Origin of the sequence: Halorubrum sp. AD140 (genome assembly GCF_034497445.1) — an archaeon.
Classification (GTDB): domain Archaea; phylum Halobacteriota; class Halobacteria; order Halobacteriales; family Haloferacaceae; genus Halorubrum.
Genome location: NZ_JAXRUU010000015.1, coordinates 26,127 through 46,308, shown reverse-complemented (window position 1 = coordinate 46,308; position 20,182 = coordinate 26,127). Strand labels below are relative to the sequence as shown.

Here is a 20,182-nt window from a genome sequence, read left to right as displayed (position 1 = left end):
CGGCACGGCGACGGCGAGTCGGCGCCTCGGCGGTTCAGGGCTCCAGCAGGACCTTCGTGACGCCCTCCTCGCGGGCGTCGAACGCCTCGTACATCTCGGGCGCCTCGTCGAGGTCGACCCGGTGGGAGACGACCCAGGTCGGGTCGGCGCGCCCCTCGATGATCATGTCGCGGAGGTACCGGTTGTACGCCTTCACGTTACACTGGCCGGTGCCGCACTTGAGCCCCTTCTCGAAGAACTTCCCGAAGTCGATGCCAAGCCGTCCCTGCGCGGCCATGTCGTCGGGCGCGCCCGGGTCCTCGGGGACGTACAGGCCCGGCACGCCGAGTTGACCGGTCGGGCGGACGACGCGGATGAGGCTGTTGAGCACGACCGCCGGATTCTCCTTGGCCGGCTGGTAGGAGTAGTCCTCGGTCTCGGTGTCGACGTCGTCCGGGTCGGTCGCCTGATAGCCGACGGCGTCCACGCCCTTGTCGACCATCCCGCCGTGCGCTTCGATGATCTGCTCGACCGGGTCGCCCTCGGAGAAGTCGATAGCGGTGGCGTCGCAGTGGTCCTCGGCCAGTTCCAGTCGGCTGGGCACCTGGTCTACGACGTAGATGTCGGCGGCGCCCTTGATCTTCGCGCTGTACGCGGCCATCAGCCCGACCGGGCCGGCGCCGAAGACGGCGACGGACTCGCCGGGCTGGAGGTCCGCCAGCTCCGTCCCGTGCCAGCCGGTGGGGAAGATGTCCGCGAGCAGCGCGAACGCGTCCTCGTGTTCGCGCCCCTCGGGAAGCTTCAGGGCGTTGTGGTCGGCGTACGGGACCCGCAGCTTCTCCGCCTGTCCGCCCGGATACGGCCCCATCGCGACGTATCCGTACGCGCCGCCCGCGAAGCCGGGGTTGACGTTGGTACAGAAGCCGGTGTATCCCTCCTCGCAGTTCTGGCAGAACCCGCAGGAGACGTTGAACGGCATGACCACGCGGTCGCCCTCCTCCAGCGTCGAGACGGCCTCGCCCACCTCCGAGACGACCCCCATGTTCTCGTGACCGAACACGATCCCCTCCTCGGCGGCGGTCCGCCCCTCGTACATGTGCAGGTCGGACCCGCAGATACACGAGGTCGTGATGTCGACGACGACGTCGTTCGGGTGTTCGATCTCCGGGTCATCCACGTCTTCTACGGCCACGTCGTACGGGCCTTGATACACTACTGCTCTCATGTTGTGTCCCGTACGATCAGAAGGGATGACACGTTCTAAGTGTGTTTTCGCGATAGATGCACTTAGCAAATCGAGGTACGACACAACCAGCGGTTCGCGCGGCGGCGGTCGCTGGTTCCGTGGGGGGAGCGGTCCCGTCACCGCCGCGCCCGCGGCGGCCATCACCGCGCGTTCCGAAATGACTATCCCCGGGCCCGGCAAACCGGCGCGCATGGACTGGCCACACGACCCCGACGGCGAACAGGGGAGCGAGGGCAGGCGGAAGTACGGCCACGCCGTGCTCGCGAAGAAGATCGACGAGGAGGAGGACTTCCCGCTGTCGGCCGCCGACTACGTGGAGCAGTACGGCGACCACCCGGTGCGGATCGACTACGAGACGGTCGTCCCCGTCGAGGAGATCTTCGAGAGCGTCGAGAAGGAGGAGTTCGCGAACTTCGTCGAGTTCCACCAGGAGCTCGGCCGCGCGATGCGCGAGAACAGCTACTGGTTCTACGAGGGCGCAGCGCAGTTCGTCGACGGCAGCGCCTGAGCCGAACACTTCGGGGCGCCGACCGACCCCGACTCTTTTAAGCCCGCCCGGGGCGAGCGCCCGAACATGAGCGACGAACGGATCGTCATCCTTGCCCACGAGAAGTTCCCCGACCACGCGAAGACCGCGCTCGGGGTGATGCGCTACGGCGATCAGGAGGTTCTGGCCGTCCTCGACCGCGATCGCGCGGGCGACCGCGTCCGCGACCACGTGCCGGACGTTCCGGACGCGCCGATCGTCGAGTCGTTCGACGAGGCGGTCGCGGCGGCGGACGGCGACGTCGACGCCCTGTACATCGGGATCGCCCCGATCGGCGGCGGCTTCGACGACTCCTGGCGCGGCGACGTCGAGTCCGCGATCGAGGCCGGCTGCGACGTGGTGAGCGGCCTCCACTACTTTCTCAACGATGACGAGGACCTCGCCGCGCTGGCCGGCGAGCACGGCGTCGACCTCGTCGACGTGCGCGAGCCCGACGACGACCTGACGGTCGCGACGGGCGCCTCCGGCGACGTCGACGCCGACGTGGTGTGCACGGTCGGCACCGACTGCTCGGTCGGGAAGATGACCGCCTCGCTGGAGATCGTCGCCGCGGCCCGCGAGCGCGGGATCGACGCCGCGTTCGTCCCGACCGGCCAGACCGGGATCATGATCGCCGGGTGGGGGAACCCGATCGACCGCGTGATCTCCGACTTCACGGCCGGTGCGGTCGAGGAGATGCTCGTCTCGATCGGCGACGACCACGACCTCCTCGTCGTCGAGGGGCAGGGGAGCATCATCCACCCCGCCTACTCGGCGGTCACCTGCGGCATCCTCCACGGCTCGATGGCCGACGGGCTCGTCCTCTGTCACGCCGCGGGCCGCGAGGTCGTCCACGGCTACGAGTCGTTCGACCTCCCGCCGGTCCCCGAGTACGTCGACCTCTACGAGCGACTCGCGGCCCCGGTCCACGAGGCCGACGTCGTCGCCGGCGCGATCAACACCAGGGGCGTCAGCGACGACGACGCGGCCGCCGACGCGGTCGCCGCGTTCGCCGCCGAGACGGGCGTTCCGGCCGCCGACCCGGTCCGACACGGCGCCGAAGCGATCGTCGACGGGATCGTCGACGCGGGGCTCGGCGGCGAATGAGCCTCGAGACTGAGTTCGAGCGGGTCTCGCTCCCGCTCGAGAACCCGTTCACCATCTCGCGGGGCACGCAGACGACGGCCGAGAACGTGATCGTCCGGATCGTCGACGACGGCGGCATGACCGGCGTCGGCGGGGCGGCTCCCTCGGGACACTACGGCGAGACCGCCGCCACCGTCGAGGCGGTGCTCCCCGACCTGCTCGCGGTCGTCGAAGACGTCGGCGACCCGCACGCGATCCACGAGATCGAGTCCCGGACGGCCGCGGTGGTGGGCGACAACCCCGCCGCCCGCGCCGCCGTCTCGATCGCGGTGCACGACCTAGCGGCGAAGCGTCTCGGCGTCCCCCTCCACCGCCTGTGGGGGCTCGACCCGTCGACCGCGCCGGTCACCTCCTACACGGTCGGGCTCGACGAGACGGAGCGCGTCCGCGAGAAGGCCGCCGCCGCGGTCGAGGCCGGCTACCCGGTCCTCAAGCTCAAGCTCGGCACCGACCGCGACCGCGAGCTCGTGGAGGCGGTGCGGGAGGCCGCGCCGGACGCCCGGCTCCGCGTCGACGCCAACGAGGCGTGGACGCCGCGGGAGGCGGTCGAAAAAAGCGAGTGGCTCGCCGACCGCGACGTGGAGTTTGTCGAGCAGCCGGTGCCCGCCGAGGACCCCGAGGGGCTCCGGTTCGTCTACGAGCGGGCCGCGCTCCCGATCGCCGCCGACGAGTCGTGCGTCACGCTCTCGGACGTTCCCGCGATCGCCGACCGCTGTGACATCGCGAACCTGAAGCTGATGAAGACCGGCGGCCTGCCGGAGGCGCGCCGGATGATCGCGGCCGCGCGGGCCCATGGGCTGGAGGTGATGTGCGGCTGCATGATCGAGTCCAACGCGTCGATCGCGGCGGCCGCGCAGCTGGCGCCGCTGCTCGATTACGCCGACCTCGACGGGTCGCTGCTGCTCGCCGAGGACCCGTACGACGGCGTGGATCTGTCAGGCGGCGCGATCCGCCTCGGCGACCGCGACCGCGCGGGGACGGGGGCGCGGCTGCGGTCGGAGTAGCGGGGGAACGGAAACCCGGCGATAAGCGGGACGAAAAGGGGGGGATCGCTCGCGCGTCGCCGTCAGTTGCGCTGTTCGTCGGCGTCGACTTCGGACTCCTCCAACTCCGCGTCGGCCTCCCCGTCGTCGAGGTCGGCTTCGAGATCGTCGCCGTCGATCTCCGACTCGATCTCCGCCAGCTCGTCGTCGATCTCCTCGTCGGTGCTCGCCTCCCCGTCGTCGCTCGCGGGCTCGCCCTTCCCGAGCTCGCCTTTCAGCGTCTCCAGCTCGGCGTCGACCTCGCTGTTCGTCGAGAGGCCCTCCAGTTCGCGGTCGATGCTGTCCTTGTCGGAGAGCGCGTCCTCGAAGGCGCCGGAGTCCTCCAGCTCGTCCATCGCCTCCGCGCGCGCCTCCATCTCCTCGGTCCGCTCCTCGGCGCGCTCGATCGACCGGCTCACGTCCTCCATCTCGTCGCCGACGCCGGTCATCGCCTCCGAGACGCGCGAGGAGGCCTCCGCGGCCTGGTAGCGGGCCTTCATCGACTCCTTCTTGGTGCGGAACTCCTCGATGCGGCTCTGGAGCTTGTTCTTCTTCTCGACGAGGTCGTCTTGCGTGTCGTTCAGTTTCGCGATCTGTCCCTCGAGCTCCTCGATCTGCGTCATCTTCGACTTCTTCTTCTCGAGGGCCTTCCGCGCGAGGTCGTCGCGGTCCTGCTGGACCGCCTCGCGGGCCTGTCGGTTGTGCTTCTCGACGTTCTCTTCGAGCTTGCGCTTTTGAATCTCCAGCCGCTTCTTCTGGGTCGTCAGGTCGGCGATCCCCTGTTTCACGTCCTGAAGTTCGTCGCGCATCTGTTCGTACGAGTAGTCGAGCGTCTCCGTCGGGTCCTCGGCCCGGTTGAGGAGGGCGTTCAGCTTCGAGCGGATGACGTAGGAGGCGCGCGAGAGGATTCCCATAGTGCGCCATACACGCTCCACCCGTTAAAACCTCATGTGGTTCGCGCACCGCGAGACGGGTCGGACGCCCGCGAAACACGCCGGACGCCCGAGACCTCCCGCCCCGGAGCACCACCGGGGCCGCGCCGTCGTTCCTGAAGATTTATTCGGGACATTGTACTATTCACGCACATGGACATCGGTGTGCTCACTGTTCCCCTGGGCGGCGAATCGATCGAGGATGCGGTCTCGTACCTCGACTCCATCGGGGTCGACGCGGTCGAGCTCGGCGTCGGCGGGTGGCCGGGCGAGGACCACGTCGACCGCGAGACGCACCTCGAAGACGAGGCCGCGCGCGAGGACCTCCTCGACCTCCTCGACGAGCGCGGGCTCCGGATCTCGGCGCTGGCGACCCACAACAACCCGCTCCATCCGGACGAGGAGCGCGCCGAGAGGGCCGACCGCGAGCTCCGCGAGGCGATCGAGCTGGCCGACCTGCTCGACGTGGGCACCGTCACCTGCTTCTCCGGGCTTCCGGCGGGGGCCCCCGGCGACTCGACGCCGAACTGGGTCACGGCGCCGTGGCCGGGAGAACACGCCGAGGCCCACGAGTACCAGTGGGACGAGGTCGCGATCCCGTACTGGGGGGACCTCGCGAGCCACGCCGCGGGCCACGGCGTCGACGTCGCCATCGAGATGCACCCGAACATGCTCGTGTACGAGCCGACCGGGATGCTCGCGCTGCGGGAGGCCACGAACGAGCGGATCGGCGCCAACTTCGACCCCTCGCACCTCTACTGGCAGGGGATCGACGTGACCGAGGCGATCCGCTTCCTCGGCGAGCGCGACGCGATCCATCACGTGCACGCGAAGGACACCAAGGTGTACGAGTCTCAGAGTCGCGTGAAGGGCGTGCTCGACACGACGCCGTACACGGAGGAGGCGGAGCGCTCGTGGCTGTTCCGCTCGATCGGCTACGGCCACGGCGAGGCCCACTGGAAGGACGTGGTCTCGACGCTCCGGATGGTCGGCTACGAGGGCGCGCTCTCCATCGAACACGAGGACTCGCTCACCTCCTCGCGCGAGGGATTAGAGAAGGCGGTCGACGTGCTCGACCGGGCAGTCTTCGAGACGGAACCGGGCGATGCCTACTGGGCGGAGTGAGACGGGGGACACACGCATGACACAGCAGCCACTGACGATCGGCGTGCTGGGGTACCGGTTCATGGGCAAGGCGCACGCGAACGCGCTGGCGCGGCTCCCGATGTTCTTCCCGGACGCGCCCGCGGTCGAGCGCCACACGCTCGTCGGGCGCGACGAGGAGGCGCTCGCGGAGGCGGCCGAGCGGTTCGGCTTCGCGCACACCGCGACCGACTGGGAGGACGCGCTCGACGAGGTGGACATCTTCTACAACCTCGGCCCGAACCACGTCCACGCCGAGCCGTCGATCGCGGCGCTCGAGTCCGGCGTCCCCGTCCTCTGTGAGAAGCCGCTCGCGCCGACCCTCGACGAGGCCGCGGCGATGCGCGACGCCGCCGCCGACGCCGACGTCCCCGCCGGCACCGCGTTCAACTACCGGTTCGTCCCCGCGATCCGGCACGCGAAGGGGCTGATCGAGGACGGCGCGCTCGGCGAGATCCGACAGGTCCGGGGGCGGTACCTCCAGGACTGGCTCGTCGACCCCGAGGCGCCGTGGGCGTGGCGGATGGACGCCGACCTGGCGGGGTCCGGCGCGCTCGGCGACCTCGGCGCGCACACGATCGACCTCGCGAACTTCCTCGTCGGCGACGAGGTCGGCGGGGTCGACCGCGTCTCCGGACACCTGAAGACGTTCGTCGACGAGCGTCCCGTCCTCGACGACGACGGCGACGTCGAGGAGTACCGCGACGTGACCGTCGACGACGCCTACACCGCGCAGGTCGCCTACGACTCCGGGGCGATGGGGAGCTTCGAGGCGAGCCGGTTCGCGGCCGGTCACAAGAACGACCACACGATCGCCGTCCACGGCTCGAAGGGGAGCCTGCGGTTCTCCCTGGAGCGGCTCAACGAGCTGGAGGTGCTCCGCGAGGGGAACCGCGGCTACGAGACGGTTCTCGTCACCGACGAGACCGACCCGTACGTCGACCGCTGGTGGCCCCCGGGACACGTGATCGGGTGGGAGCACACCTTCGTCCACGAGAGCTACGAGTTCCTCTCCGCGGTCGCCGAGGGTACCGAGTTCTCGCCGTCGTTCGCGGAGGGGTACGCGGTCCAGCGAGCGCTGGACGCGATCGAGCGGTCCGACGACCGGGGCGAGTGGGTGTCGGTGGAGTAGCTCGCGGCCCGCGCCCCGCCCTCGTCGCTCGCGGCCGGACGCCGCGTCGACCGGACCGGTCACGGGCGTCGTGCCGGCTAGAAGCCGCCGCCCTCGCCGAGCGGGTCGCCGCCGGACCCGTCATCCTCGGACCACTCGTCGATCTCCGACTCCTCGCCGTCGTACTCCCCGAGCGTCTCGTGGGTGTCGAACGCGACGGGCTCCCAGACGACCTCGAACCGCTCGTTGCCGGTCGCGTTCGGGACCGTCACGCTGTCGCCGGGCTCGACGACCCCGTCGTCGGGCCAGCCCCCGAACTCGACGTTCCCGTCCGGGTCCTCGCCGCGGACGTACAGCTCCTCGGCCGGGACCGGATCGGGGCCGGCGGCGACGACGACGACCTCGCCGTCCTCCCGCTCGGCCTCGAACTCCGCGTCCGGCGGGGCGACCCCGTCGATCAGGCCGAACACCGCGGCGCCGACGACGGCCAACAGCAGCACGACGACGCCGACCAGGACCCCCGTCCCGGCTATCGGGGTGAACCCTCGTTCGTCGCTCCGGAACGCGCACATTCGGACTGACCTCCGCGAGGCGGGGTATAAGCGTTTACCCGCCGCTTATCAGCCGCGAGAACGGTCCGACGCGTCGCCGGGGCGAACCGGAACCCCGTTATTTCACCCGCCCGAAGGCGGGCTGTGACCTCCTGGATCGAAGATCCGGCGGGCGGGCGAGCGCGCGGCCCCCGCGGTCTCGCTCGCGCCTGGGTGGAGGCGCTCGTTCGACCGCGTCGCCTCTTTGCGAACGGCGTCGCCCCAGGGAACCAGGCGCCGGCGCTGACGTTCGCGGTCGCGGTCGCCGCCGCCTTCACGCTCGGCTGGCTGGTCGCGGATCCGTCCGTCGTGCCCGGCGTCGTCGCGTCGGTGCCCGTCTCCGCGCTCGTGGTGTTGCTCGTCGTGGCCGCGCTCGCGGCGCCGGTCGGCCTCCACCTGACCGCGGCGGTCGCGACGGTGAGCGTGATCCTCGCCAGCGTCGAGCTCGACGGCGGGCTCTCGCTTCGCGACCGCGGCGGGGTGAGCGAGACCGTCCAGGTCGTCGCGTACGCCAGTTCGCCGATGGCGCTCGCCGGGCCGCCGGTTCCGGCGCTGCGGGTCGCCTGCGGCGCGTACGCGACGGCGCTGCTGTTGATCGGCTTCCGGACGGTCCACCGGACCACGCCGCTGCGCACGCTCGTCGCCGGACTCCCCCCGGCCCTCCTCGGCTACGGCGTCGGCTATCGCGTGATCGCGTCGGTGCGGGCGCTCTTCGGGTGATCACGTCCGCCGGTCGGGCGCCCAGATCGCGGAGCGTCGGCTCCCGCGAGGCTTTCGACAACCGTTTTAGGCCCGAGATGTTCGGTGTACTCAAATGGGATCCTGTATCATCTGTGGCGCCGACGTCGACGGTGGCGGTCGAATCTGCGATCCGCACCAGGAGGACGTCGTGTTCGACTTTCAGGGCGACTCGCCGCACCAGCTCGTCTCCGACCGATTCTACCGCGGCGTCGTCGACGGCTACGCCGAGTTCGGCGTGTTCGTCGACCTCGCACCGGGCGTGACCGGGCTGCTCCACCGTTCCGAACTCGACCGCCGACTCGACAGCCTCGACTGGGAGCCGGGCGACGAGGTGTTCGTCCAGGTGAAAGGCGTCCGCGACAACGGCAACATCGACCTCGCGTGGTCGATCCGACAGGCCGACCGCGAGTTCCGCGGCGTCCTCGTGCAGGACGGCGAGACCGAGAGCCTGCCGCAGGAAGACGGCGACGACGAGAGCGGCGACGACGAGAGCGACGACGCCGACGCGTCCGAGAGCGACGGGGGAGCGGACGGCGAAGACGCGGACGACGGCGCGACCGAGTCCGGGGCGGCCCACGGCGACGGCGCGGGCGACGCCGAGCCGGTCGACGGCGGGACCGCCAGCGAGGGGGCGACCGGCGCGACGGACGACTTCGAGACGAACGACTCCGGGACCGTCGAATCTGACGACTCTGACGAGGCCGACGACCTCGACGAGGACCGCGAGCGCGTCGACATCGGGACCCTCTCCGAGGCCGTCGGCGACGCCGTGCGGATCGACGGCGAGGTGGTCGGCGTCCGACAGACCGGCGGCCCCACCGTCTTCGAGGTACGCGACGAGACCGGCGTCGTCGACGTCGCCGCGTTCGTCGAGCCGGGCGTCCGCGCGTACCCCGAGGTGGAGGTCGGCGACGCCGTGCGGATCGACGGCGACGTCGAGAGTCACCGAGGCGACGTGCAGGTCGAGTCGGAGGCGCTCGTCCTCCTCGACGGCGAGGAGGCCGAGGCGGTCCGCCGCCGGCTCGCCGAGGCGCTCACCGACGAGGCGCGTCCCGAGGGGCTCCAGCCGCTCGCGGGCGACGAGACGATCGCGCAGCTCGCCGACGGCCTGCTCGACGCCGCCGAGGCAGTCCGCCGCGCGGTCCTCGAATCGCGCCCCATCGTCGTGCGACATCCCGCCACCGCCGACGGCTACGTCGCCGGCGCGGCGGTCGAGCGCGCGGTCCTCCCGCTGATCCGCGACGAGCACTCCAAGAGCGACGCGGAGTACCACTACTTCACCCGACGCCCGCTCGACGACCCGGTGTACGGGATGGACGCGGCGACGAACGACGCGACCCGCATGCTGCAGGACCGCGACCGCCACGACGAGCAGCTTCCGCTGTTTCTGCTCGTCGGCACGGGCTCCACCGTGGAGTCCGCCGACGGGATCGACCTGCTGTCCGTCTACGGCGTCGACGCGGTCGTCGTCGACGCCGAGGTCGCCGACCCCGAGACCCGCGAGGCCGTCGACACGCTCGTCTCCCCGGAGATCGCGGACATCGACGGAGACCTCTCGACGGGCGCGCTCGTCGCCTCGCTGGCCTCCGCGGTCAACGACGATGTCCGCGACGACCTGCGGCACCTCCCGGCCGTGAGCTACTGGGCGGACGCACCCGACCGCTACGTCGACCTCGCACGCGACGCGGGCTACGACGTCGAGCGAGTCGCGGAGCTCCGCGAGGCGATCGCCTTAGAGGCGTACTACCAGTCGTACCAGGACAAACGCGAGCTCGTCGCCGACCTCCTCTTTTCGGACGGGGGCGACCTCGCCGCACACGTCTCCGAGCAGTTCCGCGAGAAGCTGGAGACCGAGATCGGGACGGCGACGGCGAACGTCGTCACCGAGGCCGTCGACGGCGTCGAGTTCGACGTGCTCGACACGGACGGCTACACCCACCGCTACGACTTCCCGCCGACGCCGCTCCTGCTCGACGACCTCCACCGCCGCCGCGCGAACGGCGAGGCGCACGCGACCGTCGGCATCGGCACCGACGAGCTGTACGTCCGGACGAGCGCGGACGTCTCCGTCCGCGACGTGGCCGAGCGCGCGGCCGAGCTCGCGCCCGCCGCAGACATCGCGACCGCCGGGCTCCGCGAGGGCAAGATCGAGTTCCTCTCGGGCGAGCGCGACGCCGTCGAGGACGCCGTCGTCGCCGCCGTCGCCGAGGCGTTCTGAGGGAGGACAGACGAGCGCGCGGATTCGCCTCTTCGGAGACGGGGGTTTCACCCGCGTGCTTTCTGCGGAACGCTTCGGCCGGTCAGCCGAGCAGGTACCTCGTCCACGGGTACCGCTCGACGAGCGGCTGCCCGCCGACGTCGTACTGTTCGATCGTGGCGTCCAGCCCGAGGATTCGGCCCGCGCCGAAGGCGGCGACCGAGAGGAACACGAGCATGTACGCGAAGTCGCCGTTGATGTAGCCGTGCGCGACGTCCCAGTTGCCGAAGTAGAACAGCACCATCATGAACGCACCCCAGAACGCGGCCAGTCGAGTGAGACACCCCACGAGAAGGCCGAGCCCGATACAGAGCTGTCCCCACGGAACGGCGACGTTCACGAACTCCATGAACAGCGGCATCTCGGACATCGCGACGAACAGGTCGGCCAGCGGACTGCCGTTCGAGGCGGGCTGGTTCGCGAGGTAGCCCGCGGCGTTGAACTCGCCGCCCAACAGCTTGCTGAGACCGGCCTGGAGGAACGCCAGTCCCATCATCAGCCGGAGCGCGAGGATGAACCACACGCTGAGCGTGTGGAGCTGTCCTTCGACCGAGACGCCGCCGATCGTGCTCCGTAAATGCACCTCACTCGAACTCATGAGAGGGACCAACCCGACAATCACATATATATGTTCGCTTAGCTATTTCATTTTACATATATACTTTTTGATACGACTCTCCGGACGCGCGCGAGATCGACGGAGACGCTGCCGTCCCGGTCGGTCACCGCCTCGTGAACGGCCCCGGTGGAAGGATGAGGTCGTCGAGTTCGGGGAGGTGTTTCACGTTGAACACGACCTTCAGCTCGTCGCTCACCGGATAGCCGCTACACGACAGCCTGAACCCCCGCTCCGCGAGCTCCTCCGGCATGACGTGATTGGCCGGCTGCGAGAGCTCGCCCGCCACGAGGTACACCGCGCAGTTCGCGCAGGCGCCGCCGCGACAGGAGAACGGCCACCCGAACCCGCGATTTTCGGCCGCCTCCAGCAGGCTCTCGTCGGGCTCGACGAGCAGGCGCCCGTGCTCGATCTCGTCGAGGGTCGCGTGTGACGCCTTCCGGAACAGGTCGTCGTCGTCGAGCGACCAGCCGTAGTCGACGAGCGCCTCGTAGTCGAGGAACTCGACGCTCACCGGCTCCACCTCGGCGACATCGCCCGCGTCGTCGGTCAGATCGACGTCGGCAGCGGCGGTGACGTCGCCGCCGTTCCCGTTTGCCGCCCGCGCGTCCAGCTCGCGGTAGGCGCGCCTGACGAGCTGGAACTCCTCGACGGTCCCTCCCTGGTCCGGGTGCGCCTCCTTCACGCGGTCGCGGTAGGCGCGCTCGATCGCGGCCTCGTCGGCGTCCTCGTCGACTCTCAACACCTCGAACGGCGAGACCATTCGCTGTCGGGTCCTAGTCGGCTGACGCACATAAACGCTCCACAAGCCGGCAGCGCGGGAAGGCGGTCGTCGCCCGATCCGAATCGATGGTTTAAGAGCCGCGACGCCGAGGGATCGCCTAATGGGAAACGCGGACCTACGCGACCTCGCGGCGATCCGAGACGTCGCCTTCGAGGAGATCGAGGGGAGCGTCGTCGCCGTCGACGCGCACAACTGGCTGTACCGGTACCTCACGACGACGGTGAAGTGGACCGCCGAGGGGGCGTACACGACCGCCGACGGGGTCGAGGTCGCGAACCTGATCGGCGTCGTCCAGGGGCTCCCGAAGTTCTTCGAGCACGACCTGGTCCCGGTGATGGTGTTCGACGGTGCCGTGACCGACCTGAAGGCCGACGAGGTCGCTGACCGCCGCGAGAAGCGCGAGCGGGCCGAGGAGCGACGAGCGGCCGCCGCGGAGCGCGGCGACGCCGTGGAGGCGGCCCGGCTGGAGGCCCGGACGCAGCGGCTCACCGACACCATTCAGGAGACGACCCGCGAGCTGCTCCGCCTGCTCGACGTGCCGGTCGTCGAGGCGCCGGCCGAGGGGGAGGCGCAGTGCGCGCACATGGCGGCGCGCGGGACGGTCGACCACGCCGGCAGCGAGGACTACGACACCCTGCTCTTCGGCGCTCCGACGACGCTCCGCCAGCTGACGAGCAAGGGGGACCCGGAGCTGATGGACCTCGCGGCGACGCTCGACGAACTGGGACTGGACCGGCAGGGGCTCGTCGACGTCGCCATGCTGTGTGGCACCGACTTCAACGAGGGCGTCCGCGGCGTCGGGCCGAAGACCGCGGTGAAAGCGGTCAGAGAGCACGGCGACCTCTGGGGCGTCCTCGACGCGCGCGGCGCCGAGATCCCGAACGCCGCCGAGATCCGCGAGCTGTTCATGAACCCGCCGGCGGTCGACGTCGACGTCGACGCCGCCGTGAACCCCGACGTGGAGGCCGCCCGCGCCTACGTCGTCGACGAGTGGGGCGTCGCGGCCGACGAGGTGGAGCGCGGCTTCGAGCGCATCGCCGAGTCGCAGGTGCAGACCGGGCTCGACCGGTGGACGTGACCTAACCGGGCGCGACCGCGTCGACTCCGCGAACACACCTTTTATCTCCTCGTCGTCTGAAGGGGGAGACACACGTGTCGTGGACCACCTCTCGGCCGCGGCTGCGGCCGGTCGGCACCGCCTCGCGGTGGCGGTTTCGCCGCGCCGGCACGGCGCAGTCTCGCACGCCGCACCGGGAGATCCGCGACGTCACCTCTCACCAATGAGCTTCGAAGTTCCCGACGAGCTACGGTACCTGGAATCGCACGAGTGGGTCACGACCGGCGGCGACGCCGTCCGGATCGGCGTCTCCGACTTCGCGCAGGACGAGCTCGGCGACGTCGTCTTCGTCGAGCTCCCCGAGGTCGGCGACGAGATCGCCGCCGGCGAGCCGTTCGGGGTCGTCGAGTCGATAAAGGCCGTCTCCGACCTGTACGCGCCGGTCTCGGGCGAGGTCGTCGCCGTCAACGAGGAGCTGTTCGACCGGCCGGAGCTCGTCAACGAGGACCCGTACGGCGACGGCTGGCTGCTCGAGGTCGACCCGGTCGACGGCGGCGACGCCGACGGCCTCCTCGACGCCGACGAGTACGACGCGCAGATCGCGTAGCGGACGCGCACCACGGAGCGGACCGCTCTCCGGAGCGGGACTCACCAGCGGACACACGCCAATGACCACGCCACCCTTCGACGGACGATCCGGCACCGAACGACAGAGCGACGGCGGACGCGCGGGACCGAGCCGACGCGCGGGAGCGGACCGATGAGCGGGGCGAGCGGCAGCCCGTACGCGCCCCACACGGACGACGAGACCGCGGCGATGCTCTCGGCGATCGGCGCCGACGACGAGGAGGCGCTGTTCGACATCCCCGACGACGTCGCCTTCGACGGCGCGTTCGGGATCGAGCCGCGCACGGAGCGGGAGATCCGCGCGGAGTGTTCGCGGATCTTCGCGCGCAACGACGACCTCGTCGAGTTCCTCGGCCGGGGCCACTACGGCCACTACGTGCCGAGCGTCGTCGACCACCTCTCGGACCGCGCGGAATTCCTCACGAGCTACACACAGTACCAGCCGGAGATCGCGCAGGGGTTCCTCCAGGCGCTGTTCGAGTACCAGTCGATGCTGGTCGAGCTGACGGGGCTCCCGGTCGCGAACTGCTCGATGTACGACGCCGCGACCGCGCTCGGCGAGGCGGCGACGCTCGCCGACCGGGTCCGGTCCGCCTCGGGCGACGTCGTCCTGGTCCCCGAGCACCTCCGGGAGGGGAAACGCGAGGTGCTGGAGAACTACTGTGCGGGCGCCGACCTGACCGTCGAGGCGTACCCGATGGCCGACGGCAACGCCGACGTCGACGCGCTCTCCAGCCGCGTCGGCGACGACGTCGTCATGGTGTACGCAGAGACTCCGACGGTCCGGGGCTGCGTCGAGGAGCGGCTCGCGGCGATCGGCGACATCGCGGCCGACGGCGACGCGCTGTTCGCCCTCGGCTCCGACGTCGTCTCGCTCGCGGTCCTCGAAGAGCCGGCGAGCGTCGGCGCCGACGTCGTCGTCGGCGAGGCCGGCGCGCTCGGGCTCCCGACCGCCTACGGGATGGGGCTCGGGATCTTCGCCTGCAGCGACGAGTTCCTCCGGCAGGTTCCGGGGCGGCTCGTCGGCGCGAGCGAGGACGCCGACGGCGACCGCGCGTTCACGCTCACCCTCCAGACGCGCGAACAGCACATCCGCAAGGAGCGAGCGACCTCCAACATCTGCACGAACCAGGCGTGGGTCGCGCTCCGCGCGGCGATCCACGCGGCGACGCTGGGGCCGGACGGCCTCGCCGACCTCGCGAACGACTGCGTCCGCGAGGCGGCCGCGCTCGCCGAGCGGATCGACGGGCTGAAGGGCGCCGTCGCGCCGGTCCACGACCGCCACCACCTCCGGGAGTTCGCCGTGCGCGTCGATCAGCCGGCCGCCCCGATCGCCGAGGACCTGGAGGCCGAGGGGTTCGCGGTCCACGTGATCGATGAGCACCTCCTGCAGGTGTGCGTGACGGACCTGAACGCCGGCCGAGCCGACGACCTCGTCGCGGCGTTCGAGGAGGTGATCTGAGTGATCCACGACCAGGCCAGCTACGAGCGCGAGGCCGAGGACGTGCGGGAGCCGCTGCTCTCGGAGAAGGGGCAGGAGACGGTCGACGTGACCGCGGACTCGCCGCTGCCGGACGAGTTGACGCGCGACGAACTCACCCTGCCCGCGCCTTCGGAGCCGGAGATCGCCCGCCACTACACCCGGCTCTCGCAGATGAACTGGTCGATCGACTCGGGACCGTACCCGCTCGGGAGCTGCACGATGAAGTACAACCCGAAGTTCACCGAGGACGTCGCCGCCGACCCGAACGCGGCCGTCCATCCGGACCGCTCCGAGCGCTCCGTGCAGGGGAACCTCGAACTGCAGTACCGGCTCCAGGAGTTCCTCGCCGAGATCGGCGGCATGGACGCGGTCACGCTCCAGCCCCCCGCTGGCGCCGCCGGCGAGCTCACGGGCATCCTCGTCGCGAAAGCGTACCACGAGCACCACGGCAACGACCGGTCGGAGGTCGTGATCCCGGCCTCGGCGCACGGGACGAACTTCGCGACCGCCGCGACCGCGGGCTACGACGTGGTCGAGCTCCCCTCAGACGAGGACGGTCGGGTCGACGTCGAGGCGCTGGAGGCGGCCGTCGGCGACGACACGGCCGCGCTCATGCTCACCAACCCGAACACGGTCGGGCTCTTCGAGCGCGACATCACGGAGATCGCCGAGATCGTCCACGACGCCGGCGGGCTGCTCTACTACGACGGCGCGAACCTCAACGCGCTGCTCGGTCGCGCTCGCCCGGGCGACATGGGGTTCGACGTGATGCACTACAACGTCCACAAGACGTTCGCGACCCCCCACGGCGGCGGCGGTCCGGGAGCGGGGCCGGTCGGCGTCGTCGACGAACTGGCCGAGTTCCTCCCCGCTCCGCGGGTCCGCGAGAACCCGAGCGCGAGCGGATACGAGCGGTTCGACCCCGAACACACGATCGGGAAGGTCCACGGGTTCACCGGCAACTGGCTCGTGTTGATCAAGGCGTACGCGTACGTCGCCCGCCTCGGGGACGCGGGGCTCGCCGACGCGGCCGCGAAGGCCGTGCTCAACGCGAACTACCTCGCCGAGCGGATCGATCTCGACGTGCCGTACGGCCCCTTCCACCACGAGTTCGCGGCGACGGCGGGCGACCGCGACGCCGCCGACGTCGCCAAGCGCATGCTCGATTTCGGCGTCCACCCGCCGACGACGAAGTGGCCCGAGATGGTGCCCGAGGCGATGCTGACGGAGCCGACGGAGATAGAGGGACAGTCCTCCCTCGACGACCTCGCGGAGGCGTTCAACCTCGCGTACGCGGACACCGACGCGGCGCTCGACACCGCGCCGAGCCGCACCGCCGCGGGCCGGATCGACCAGGTGAGCGCCGCGCGGAACCCCCGGCTCTCGTGGCAGGCGCTCGACGGGGAGTGAGCCGGACGCGCTCCTCGCGACCGTCGCCTCCGCTTCTTCGGCCGTGCGTCCCGCCGGTTACGGCTACGCCCTCTCTGGCTGCGCCTCCGCTGGCTACGGCTCGGTCACGGAGGCCTCGAACGCCTCGCCGGCGTCGGAAGCCGCGCGCCGACGGTCGGCGCGCTCCGAGGCGTCGGCGGCGTCGAACCGGAGGTCGCCGTCGACGAACCGCCGCAACACCCGCCCCTCGGCGCGGTGGAGCGTCTCGCTGCAGGTCGACTTCGCGATGTCGCGGTCGGCGGCGAGGTCCGTGAGCGTACAGCCCCGCGGCGTGTCGTAGTAGCCCGCCTCGACCGCCGCGAGGAGGAGTTCGCGCTGGGCGTCGGTGAGCGTCGGCTCCGGGTCGTCGCCGGCCGCCTCGACGGCGACGGCGACCCCCTCGGCGGCGAGCCGGCGAGCGAACGCCGAGAGGCGCGCGCGGTCGTCGACGAGCGTCAGCGTCGCCGCGCCGTCGGCGACGTCGACGGTCGACGGGATCACGAGGCCGACTCGGCGGGCGGCCGCGACGTGTGCGGGCGGTCGCCCGACGACTCGGGTGACCGTTCCGCCCCCCCGCCGCTCGACGACGTCGACCCGCTGTACGGCCTCGTGGTCGCGGATCGCCTCGATCGCCTCGGCGCGGCCGACGCCGCCCACCGAGAGCGCGACCACGTCTCCGCCGTCCGCGGCGACGGCCCCCTTCACGCGAAGCGTCGCGCCGGGACGAGCGCGCGAGGCGTCGCCGAGCCACGAGCCGGCCGGGAGGTCGAGGCGCAGTCGCGTCCGGCTCATCGGTACCACCTCGCGGCCACCATCGCGCCGGCGTCTCGAGACATTTGTGCCGATGCTACGACTCCTCGTTCCCTTTCGCTGTCCCTTCATGCGTTTAGGGATTAAGTGGGCAGCCGGCGTATGCGGCCGCCTCGACGGGATCGGTGGATCGACCTCGGCGCGTCGCTCGACGCGGCGCCCGTCCGAATCGGAACCACTACGGCGGGCGGTCGCCACCCCTCGCGCATGGAACTCGGCGTCATCGGACTCGGACGGATGGGACAGATCGTCGCGAACCGGGCGACGGAGGCCGGCCACGACGTGGTCGCGTTCGACCTCTCCGCGGAGGCGACGGCGACAGCGGCGGAGGCGGGCGCGGAGCCGGCGGACTCGGTCGCGGACCTCTGCGATCGGCTGGAGGGGTCCGACGGTGCCGGACGGGACGAGGAGGGAGGCAAGCGGATCTGGCGCATGGTGCCCGCGGGCGACGCGGTGGACGCGACGCTGGCGGACTTAGAGCCGCACCTCGACGGCGACGACGTGGTCGTCGACGGCGGCAACTCCCGGTTCCGCGAGTCGGTCCGGCGCGCCGCGGAGACGGACGCCGCCTACCTCGACTGCGGCACGTCCGGCGGCCCGGCCAGCGCCGAGGAGGGCTTCTCGCTGATGGTCGGCGGCCCGGAGTGGGCCTACGAGGAGCTGGTGCCCGTCCTCGACGCGGTCGCGACCGGGCCGAACGGCCACGACCGGATGGGCGAGTCCGGGGCGGGCCACTACGTGAAGATGGTCCACAACGGCGTGGAGTACGCGCTGATGCAGGCGTACGGCGAGGGGTTCGAGCTGCTGGCCGAGGGCCGGTACGACCTCGACATGGAGTCGGTCGCGCGCACGTGGAACAACGGCGCCGTGATCCGGTCGTGGCTCCTCGAACTGTGCGAGGAGGCGTTCCGCGAGGAGGGCTCCGACCTGGGCGACGTCGCCGATCACGTCGCCGGCGGATCCACCGGCACCTGGACGGTGGAGGAGGCGCTCGAACAGGAGGTCCCCGTGCCGCTCATCTACCAGGCGCTAGCGGAGCGGTTCGACTCGCGGAACGAGGGCCGGTTCTCGCGACGGCTCGCCAACCGGCTTCGGTACGGCTTCGGGCGCCACGAGGTCGCGCGGCGGGCCGACGGGCAGTAGCGTCGTCGCGGAGGCCACGCGGTTCACGGAAATGTGGATTCTCGTATTCGATCGCGCTCCGAGTAACGCTTATGTATCACCGTGTCAGAGGATACCACGCACAGCATGTTCGAGCGATTTTCGAGCGGATACTACCTGGGGGAACTGTACGTCGAGCCCCACGACGGCGACCGCGCCGTCATCCAGCGGGTCGACCACGAGCACGTCAACGAGCAGCTGTACGCGGACGGCGAGGGGATAGAGCGGCTCGACGCGCCCCTCGTGATGAAGGTCGGCGCCGGTCACATCCCCGTCGCCGGCGACGACGACGTGCCGAGCGGGACGCTCGCGGTCCCCCAGACGTTCGCGGACGAGACCCTCCCGGACCGGCGGAACGTCCTGTTGGCGGACGCCGACCGCGCCGAGGCGCTGCTGCGCTGGGAGGGCTGGGAACCGTTCGCGAACGCGTAGTACGGCATCCATTCGTTCGCGATTACCTCGCCGCAGACGCACCTTTTAGGTCGCAGGGGGTCGCCGTTCGGATATGATCGACAGGCTGCTCGGGCGCGCCGAGCTGAAAGAGCGGATCGCAGAGCTGGAAGAGGAGAAGCGCCACCTCGAACGCCGCACGGAGGCCGAGGAGGAGCGCCGCTCGGACGCGGTCGCCGACCGCCAGCGCGCCGAGGAGCGCGTCAACGAGCTCGAACACCGGATCGAGTCGTTAGAGGAGCGACTCGGTCGGGCGGACGGCGAGGAGGCGTCCGTGGAGTTCCGCCGCGTGACCGACGCCCGCGGGGCGCGGCTGGCCGACGTCCTCGACCGGTTTCGAGGGGTCGAGAGCGACGACCCGGAAGGGCTGCTCACGGCGTTCGTTCCCGACGACGACGCGGTCCCGGCGACGGTCTCCGACTGGTTCGGCGACCGCACCCGGCTGGTCCGGCGGGCCGCGCCCGCAGTCGTCCTCGCCGACGACTCGGACGCGGTGAGCGCGGCGGTCTCGCCGCCGATCGAGCCCGAACCGTTCGACCGGTGGGGAGACGAGTTTCGCTTGGAAGAGGCGTGGTTCCGCCCGACCGGGCGGGTCGCGTTCGCGCTCGTCCGCGCCGACACGTTCGCGCTCGGCACCTACGAGGGCGACGAGCGCGTCGCCTTCGAGGGGTTCACCTCCGACGTGAAGGAGGCTCACTCGAAGGGGGGCTTCTCGCAGGGGCGCTTCGAGCGCCGCCGAGAGGGCCAGATCGACGACCACCTGAAGAAGGCGAGCCGCGAACTGGCCGCCGTCGCCGACGCGGACGACGTCGACCGCGTGATCGTCGTCGGCGAGCGGAGCGTCCTCGGGGAGGTCCGCGAGCACGCTGACGTCACCGACGTCTCCGACGCCACGGGGAAGCCGAAGCCCGCCCTCGAGGACGCCTTCCGCGACTTCTGGACCGCACGTATCCACGCGATCTGACGCGCACCGTCCGCGCGGTCAGCGGCCGAGACCGCCGTTTCCGGTAGTAGGCGATCAATACCTATGTGTCACGCTACCATATTCGTTCTCGGGGGGCCGTCACTCGCTC

The 20,182-nt window shown here is 70.8% G+C and carries 20 protein-coding genes; 14 read left to right on the top strand and 6 right to left on the bottom strand.

Translation table 11 applies throughout. The annotated features are described in order from the left end of the window. Positions 1-34: 34 nt before the first annotated feature. Positions 35-1,204, bottom strand: a complete 1,170-nt coding sequence (locus U4E84_RS05895; RefSeq protein ID WP_322531165.1) for a glutathione-independent formaldehyde dehydrogenase — start codon at positions 1,202-1,204, stop codon at positions 35-37. A gap of 211 nt (positions 1,205-1,415) precedes the next feature. On the opposite strand from U4E84_RS05895, the gene U4E84_RS05890 reads away from it, so the two are divergent. The 3 genes from U4E84_RS05890 (at position 1,416) to U4E84_RS05880 (ending at position 3,901) form a co-directional block, all read left to right on the top strand. Beyond that, the gene (locus U4E84_RS05890; RefSeq protein WP_322531164.1) at positions 1,416-1,733 is read left to right on the top strand and encodes a DUF5785 family protein; all 318 of its coding nucleotides are present in this window, start codon (positions 1,416-1,418) and stop codon (positions 1,731-1,733) included. A gap of 66 nt (positions 1,734-1,799) precedes the next feature. Further along, entirely contained in the window at positions 1,800-2,858 is a 1,059-nt protein-coding gene (locus U4E84_RS05885; protein WP_322531163.1) for a DUF1611 domain-containing protein, read from the top strand. Then, positions 2,855-3,901 (top strand): dipeptide epimerase, encoded by a 1,047-nt coding sequence (locus U4E84_RS05880; RefSeq protein ID WP_322531162.1) that lies wholly within the window; start codon positions 2,855-2,857, stop codon positions 3,899-3,901. Before U4E84_RS05885 ends, U4E84_RS05880 begins: the two co-directional genes overlap by 4 nt. A gap of 62 nt (positions 3,902-3,963) precedes the next feature. Here U4E84_RS05880 and U4E84_RS05875 read toward each other — a convergent pair whose 3' ends face one another. After that, positions 3,964-4,833, bottom strand: a complete 870-nt coding sequence (locus tag U4E84_RS05875) for a PspA/IM30 family protein (RefSeq protein ID WP_322531161.1) — start codon at positions 4,831-4,833, stop codon at positions 3,964-3,966. A 171-nt stretch (positions 4,834-5,004) separates the two neighbouring features. Between U4E84_RS05875 and U4E84_RS05870 the strand changes: the two genes are divergently transcribed. After that, positions 5,005-5,976 carry a sugar phosphate isomerase/epimerase gene (locus U4E84_RS05870; protein WP_322531160.1) on the top strand — a complete coding sequence of 324 codons (972 nt, stop codon included), beginning with the start codon at positions 5,005-5,007 and terminating at the stop codon, positions 5,974-5,976. A 16-nt stretch (positions 5,977-5,992) separates the two neighbouring features. Further along, positions 5,993-7,126: a Gfo/Idh/MocA family oxidoreductase gene (locus tag U4E84_RS05865; RefSeq protein ID WP_322531159.1), complete on the top strand. Its 1,134-nt coding sequence runs from the start codon at positions 5,993-5,995 to the stop codon at positions 7,124-7,126. A 77-nt stretch (positions 7,127-7,203) separates the two neighbouring features. Here the strand turns inward: U4E84_RS05865 and U4E84_RS05860 are convergent, their stop codons facing one another. Continuing rightward, positions 7,204-7,677, bottom strand: coding sequence for a type IV pilin (locus U4E84_RS05860; RefSeq protein ID WP_322531158.1), 474 nt, complete (start codon positions 7,675-7,677; stop codon positions 7,204-7,206). A 123-nt stretch (positions 7,678-7,800) separates the two neighbouring features. Between U4E84_RS05860 and U4E84_RS05855 the strand changes: the two genes are divergently transcribed. Further along, positions 7,801-8,415, top strand: coding sequence for a YIP1 family protein (locus U4E84_RS05855; protein ID WP_322531157.1), 615 nt, complete (start codon positions 7,801-7,803; stop codon positions 8,413-8,415). A gap of 94 nt (positions 8,416-8,509) precedes the next feature. Continuing rightward, a complete protein-coding gene (locus U4E84_RS05850) occupies positions 8,510-10,654 on the top strand; it encodes an OB-fold nucleic acid binding domain-containing protein (protein WP_322531156.1) in 2,145 nt (714 codons plus the stop codon). 82 nt (positions 10,655-10,736) lie between these two features. On the opposite strand, the gene U4E84_RS05845 is transcribed toward U4E84_RS05850, so the two are convergent. Next, a complete protein-coding gene (locus tag U4E84_RS05845) occupies positions 10,737-11,291 on the bottom strand; it encodes a DoxX family protein (protein WP_322531155.1) in 555 nt (184 codons plus the stop codon). 124 nt (positions 11,292-11,415) lie between these two features. Continuing rightward, positions 11,416-12,072, bottom strand: coding sequence for a ferredoxin Fer (fer, locus tag U4E84_RS05840; RefSeq protein ID WP_322531154.1), 657 nt, complete (start codon positions 12,070-12,072; stop codon positions 11,416-11,418). A 121-nt stretch (positions 12,073-12,193) separates the two neighbouring features. Here fer and fen point away from each other — a divergent pair, with 121 nt between their 5' ends. The 4 genes from fen to gcvPB all read left to right on the top strand — a co-directional run bounded on the left by fen (position 12,194) and on the right by gcvPB (position 16,670). Further along, positions 12,194-13,171, top strand: a complete 978-nt coding sequence (gene fen / locus U4E84_RS05835) for a flap endonuclease-1 (RefSeq protein ID WP_322531153.1) — start codon at positions 12,194-12,196, stop codon at positions 13,169-13,171. Between the two features lie 202 nt (positions 13,172-13,373). Next, positions 13,374-13,757 carry a glycine cleavage system protein GcvH gene (gcvH, locus tag U4E84_RS05830; RefSeq protein WP_322531152.1) on the top strand — a complete coding sequence of 128 codons (384 nt, stop codon included), beginning with the start codon at positions 13,374-13,376 and terminating at the stop codon, positions 13,755-13,757. Between the two features lie 153 nt (positions 13,758-13,910). After that, positions 13,911-15,239: an aminomethyl-transferring glycine dehydrogenase subunit GcvPA gene (gene gcvPA / locus U4E84_RS05825; protein ID WP_322531151.1), complete on the top strand. Its 1,329-nt coding sequence runs from the start codon at positions 13,911-13,913 to the stop codon at positions 15,237-15,239. Continuing rightward, entirely contained in the window at positions 15,240-16,670 is a 1,431-nt protein-coding gene (gene gcvPB / locus U4E84_RS05820; RefSeq protein ID WP_322531150.1) for an aminomethyl-transferring glycine dehydrogenase subunit GcvPB, read from the top strand. Positions 16,671-16,763: 93 nt separating this feature from the next. On the opposite strand, the gene U4E84_RS05815 is transcribed toward gcvPB, so the two are convergent. Further along, the gene (locus tag U4E84_RS05815; protein ID WP_322531149.1) at positions 16,764-17,480 is read right to left on the bottom strand and encodes a helix-turn-helix domain-containing protein; all 717 of its coding nucleotides are present in this window, start codon (positions 17,478-17,480) and stop codon (positions 16,764-16,766) included. A gap of 120 nt (positions 17,481-17,600) precedes the next feature. Between U4E84_RS05815 and U4E84_RS05810 the strand changes: the two genes are divergently transcribed. The 3 genes from U4E84_RS05810 (at position 17,601) to U4E84_RS05800 (ending at position 20,073) form a co-directional block, all read left to right on the top strand. Continuing rightward, positions 17,601-18,641 carry an NADP-dependent phosphogluconate dehydrogenase gene (locus U4E84_RS05810; protein ID WP_322531148.1) on the top strand — a complete coding sequence of 347 codons (1,041 nt, stop codon included), beginning with the start codon at positions 17,601-17,603 and terminating at the stop codon, positions 18,639-18,641. Between the two features lie 105 nt (positions 18,642-18,746). Next, the gene (locus tag U4E84_RS05805) at positions 18,747-19,091 is read left to right on the top strand and encodes a DUF5802 family protein (RefSeq protein ID WP_322531179.1); all 345 of its coding nucleotides are present in this window, start codon (positions 18,747-18,749) and stop codon (positions 19,089-19,091) included. 73 nt (positions 19,092-19,164) lie between these two features. Continuing rightward, entirely contained in the window at positions 19,165-20,073 is a 909-nt protein-coding gene (locus U4E84_RS05800) for a Vms1/Ankzf1 family peptidyl-tRNA hydrolase (RefSeq protein ID WP_322531147.1), read from the top strand. The last annotated feature ends 109 nt before the right edge of the window (positions 20,074-20,182 follow it).

Coding starts and splice junctions, on each gene's coding strand:
- U4E84_RS05895 (WP_322531165.1), bottom strand. CDS start 1,204: ATGAGAGCAGTAGTGTATCAAGGCCCGTACGACGTGGCCGTAGAAGAC.
- U4E84_RS05890 (WP_322531164.1), top strand. CDS start 1,416: ATGGACTGGCCACACGACCCCGACGGCGAACAGGGGAGCGAGGGCAGG.
- U4E84_RS05885 (WP_322531163.1), top strand. CDS start 1,800: ATGAGCGACGAACGGATCGTCATCCTTGCCCACGAGAAGTTCCCCGAC.
- U4E84_RS05880 (WP_322531162.1), top strand. CDS start 2,855: ATGAGCCTCGAGACTGAGTTCGAGCGGGTCTCGCTCCCGCTCGAGAAC.
- U4E84_RS05875 (WP_322531161.1), bottom strand. CDS start 4,833: ATGGGAATCCTCTCGCGCGCCTCCTACGTCATCCGCTCGAAGCTGAAC.
- U4E84_RS05870 (WP_322531160.1), top strand. CDS start 5,005: ATGGACATCGGTGTGCTCACTGTTCCCCTGGGCGGCGAATCGATCGAG.
- U4E84_RS05865 (WP_322531159.1), top strand. CDS start 5,993: ATGACACAGCAGCCACTGACGATCGGCGTGCTGGGGTACCGGTTCATG.
- U4E84_RS05860 (WP_322531158.1), bottom strand. CDS start 7,677: ATGTGCGCGTTCCGGAGCGACGAACGAGGGTTCACCCCGATAGCCGGG.
- U4E84_RS05850 (WP_322531156.1), top strand. CDS start 8,510: ATGGGATCCTGTATCATCTGTGGCGCCGACGTCGACGGTGGCGGTCGA.
- U4E84_RS05845 (WP_322531155.1), bottom strand. CDS start 11,291: ATGAGTTCGAGTGAGGTGCATTTACGGAGCACGATCGGCGGCGTCTCG.
- fer (WP_322531154.1), bottom strand. CDS start 12,072: ATGGTCTCGCCGTTCGAGGTGTTGAGAGTCGACGAGGACGCCGACGAG.
- fen (WP_322531153.1), top strand. CDS start 12,194: ATGGGAAACGCGGACCTACGCGACCTCGCGGCGATCCGAGACGTCGCC.
- gcvH (WP_322531152.1), top strand. CDS start 13,374: ATGAGCTTCGAAGTTCCCGACGAGCTACGGTACCTGGAATCGCACGAG.
- gcvPA (WP_322531151.1), top strand. CDS start 13,911: ATGAGCGGGGCGAGCGGCAGCCCGTACGCGCCCCACACGGACGACGAG.
- U4E84_RS05815 (WP_322531149.1), bottom strand. CDS start 17,480: ATGAGCCGGACGCGACTGCGCCTCGACCTCCCGGCCGGCTCGTGGCTC.
- U4E84_RS05810 (WP_322531148.1), top strand. CDS start 17,601: ATGCGGCCGCCTCGACGGGATCGGTGGATCGACCTCGGCGCGTCGCTC.
- U4E84_RS05805 (WP_322531179.1), top strand. CDS start 18,747: ATGTTCGAGCGATTTTCGAGCGGATACTACCTGGGGGAACTGTACGTC.
- U4E84_RS05800 (WP_322531147.1), top strand. CDS start 19,165: ATGATCGACAGGCTGCTCGGGCGCGCCGAGCTGAAAGAGCGGATCGCA.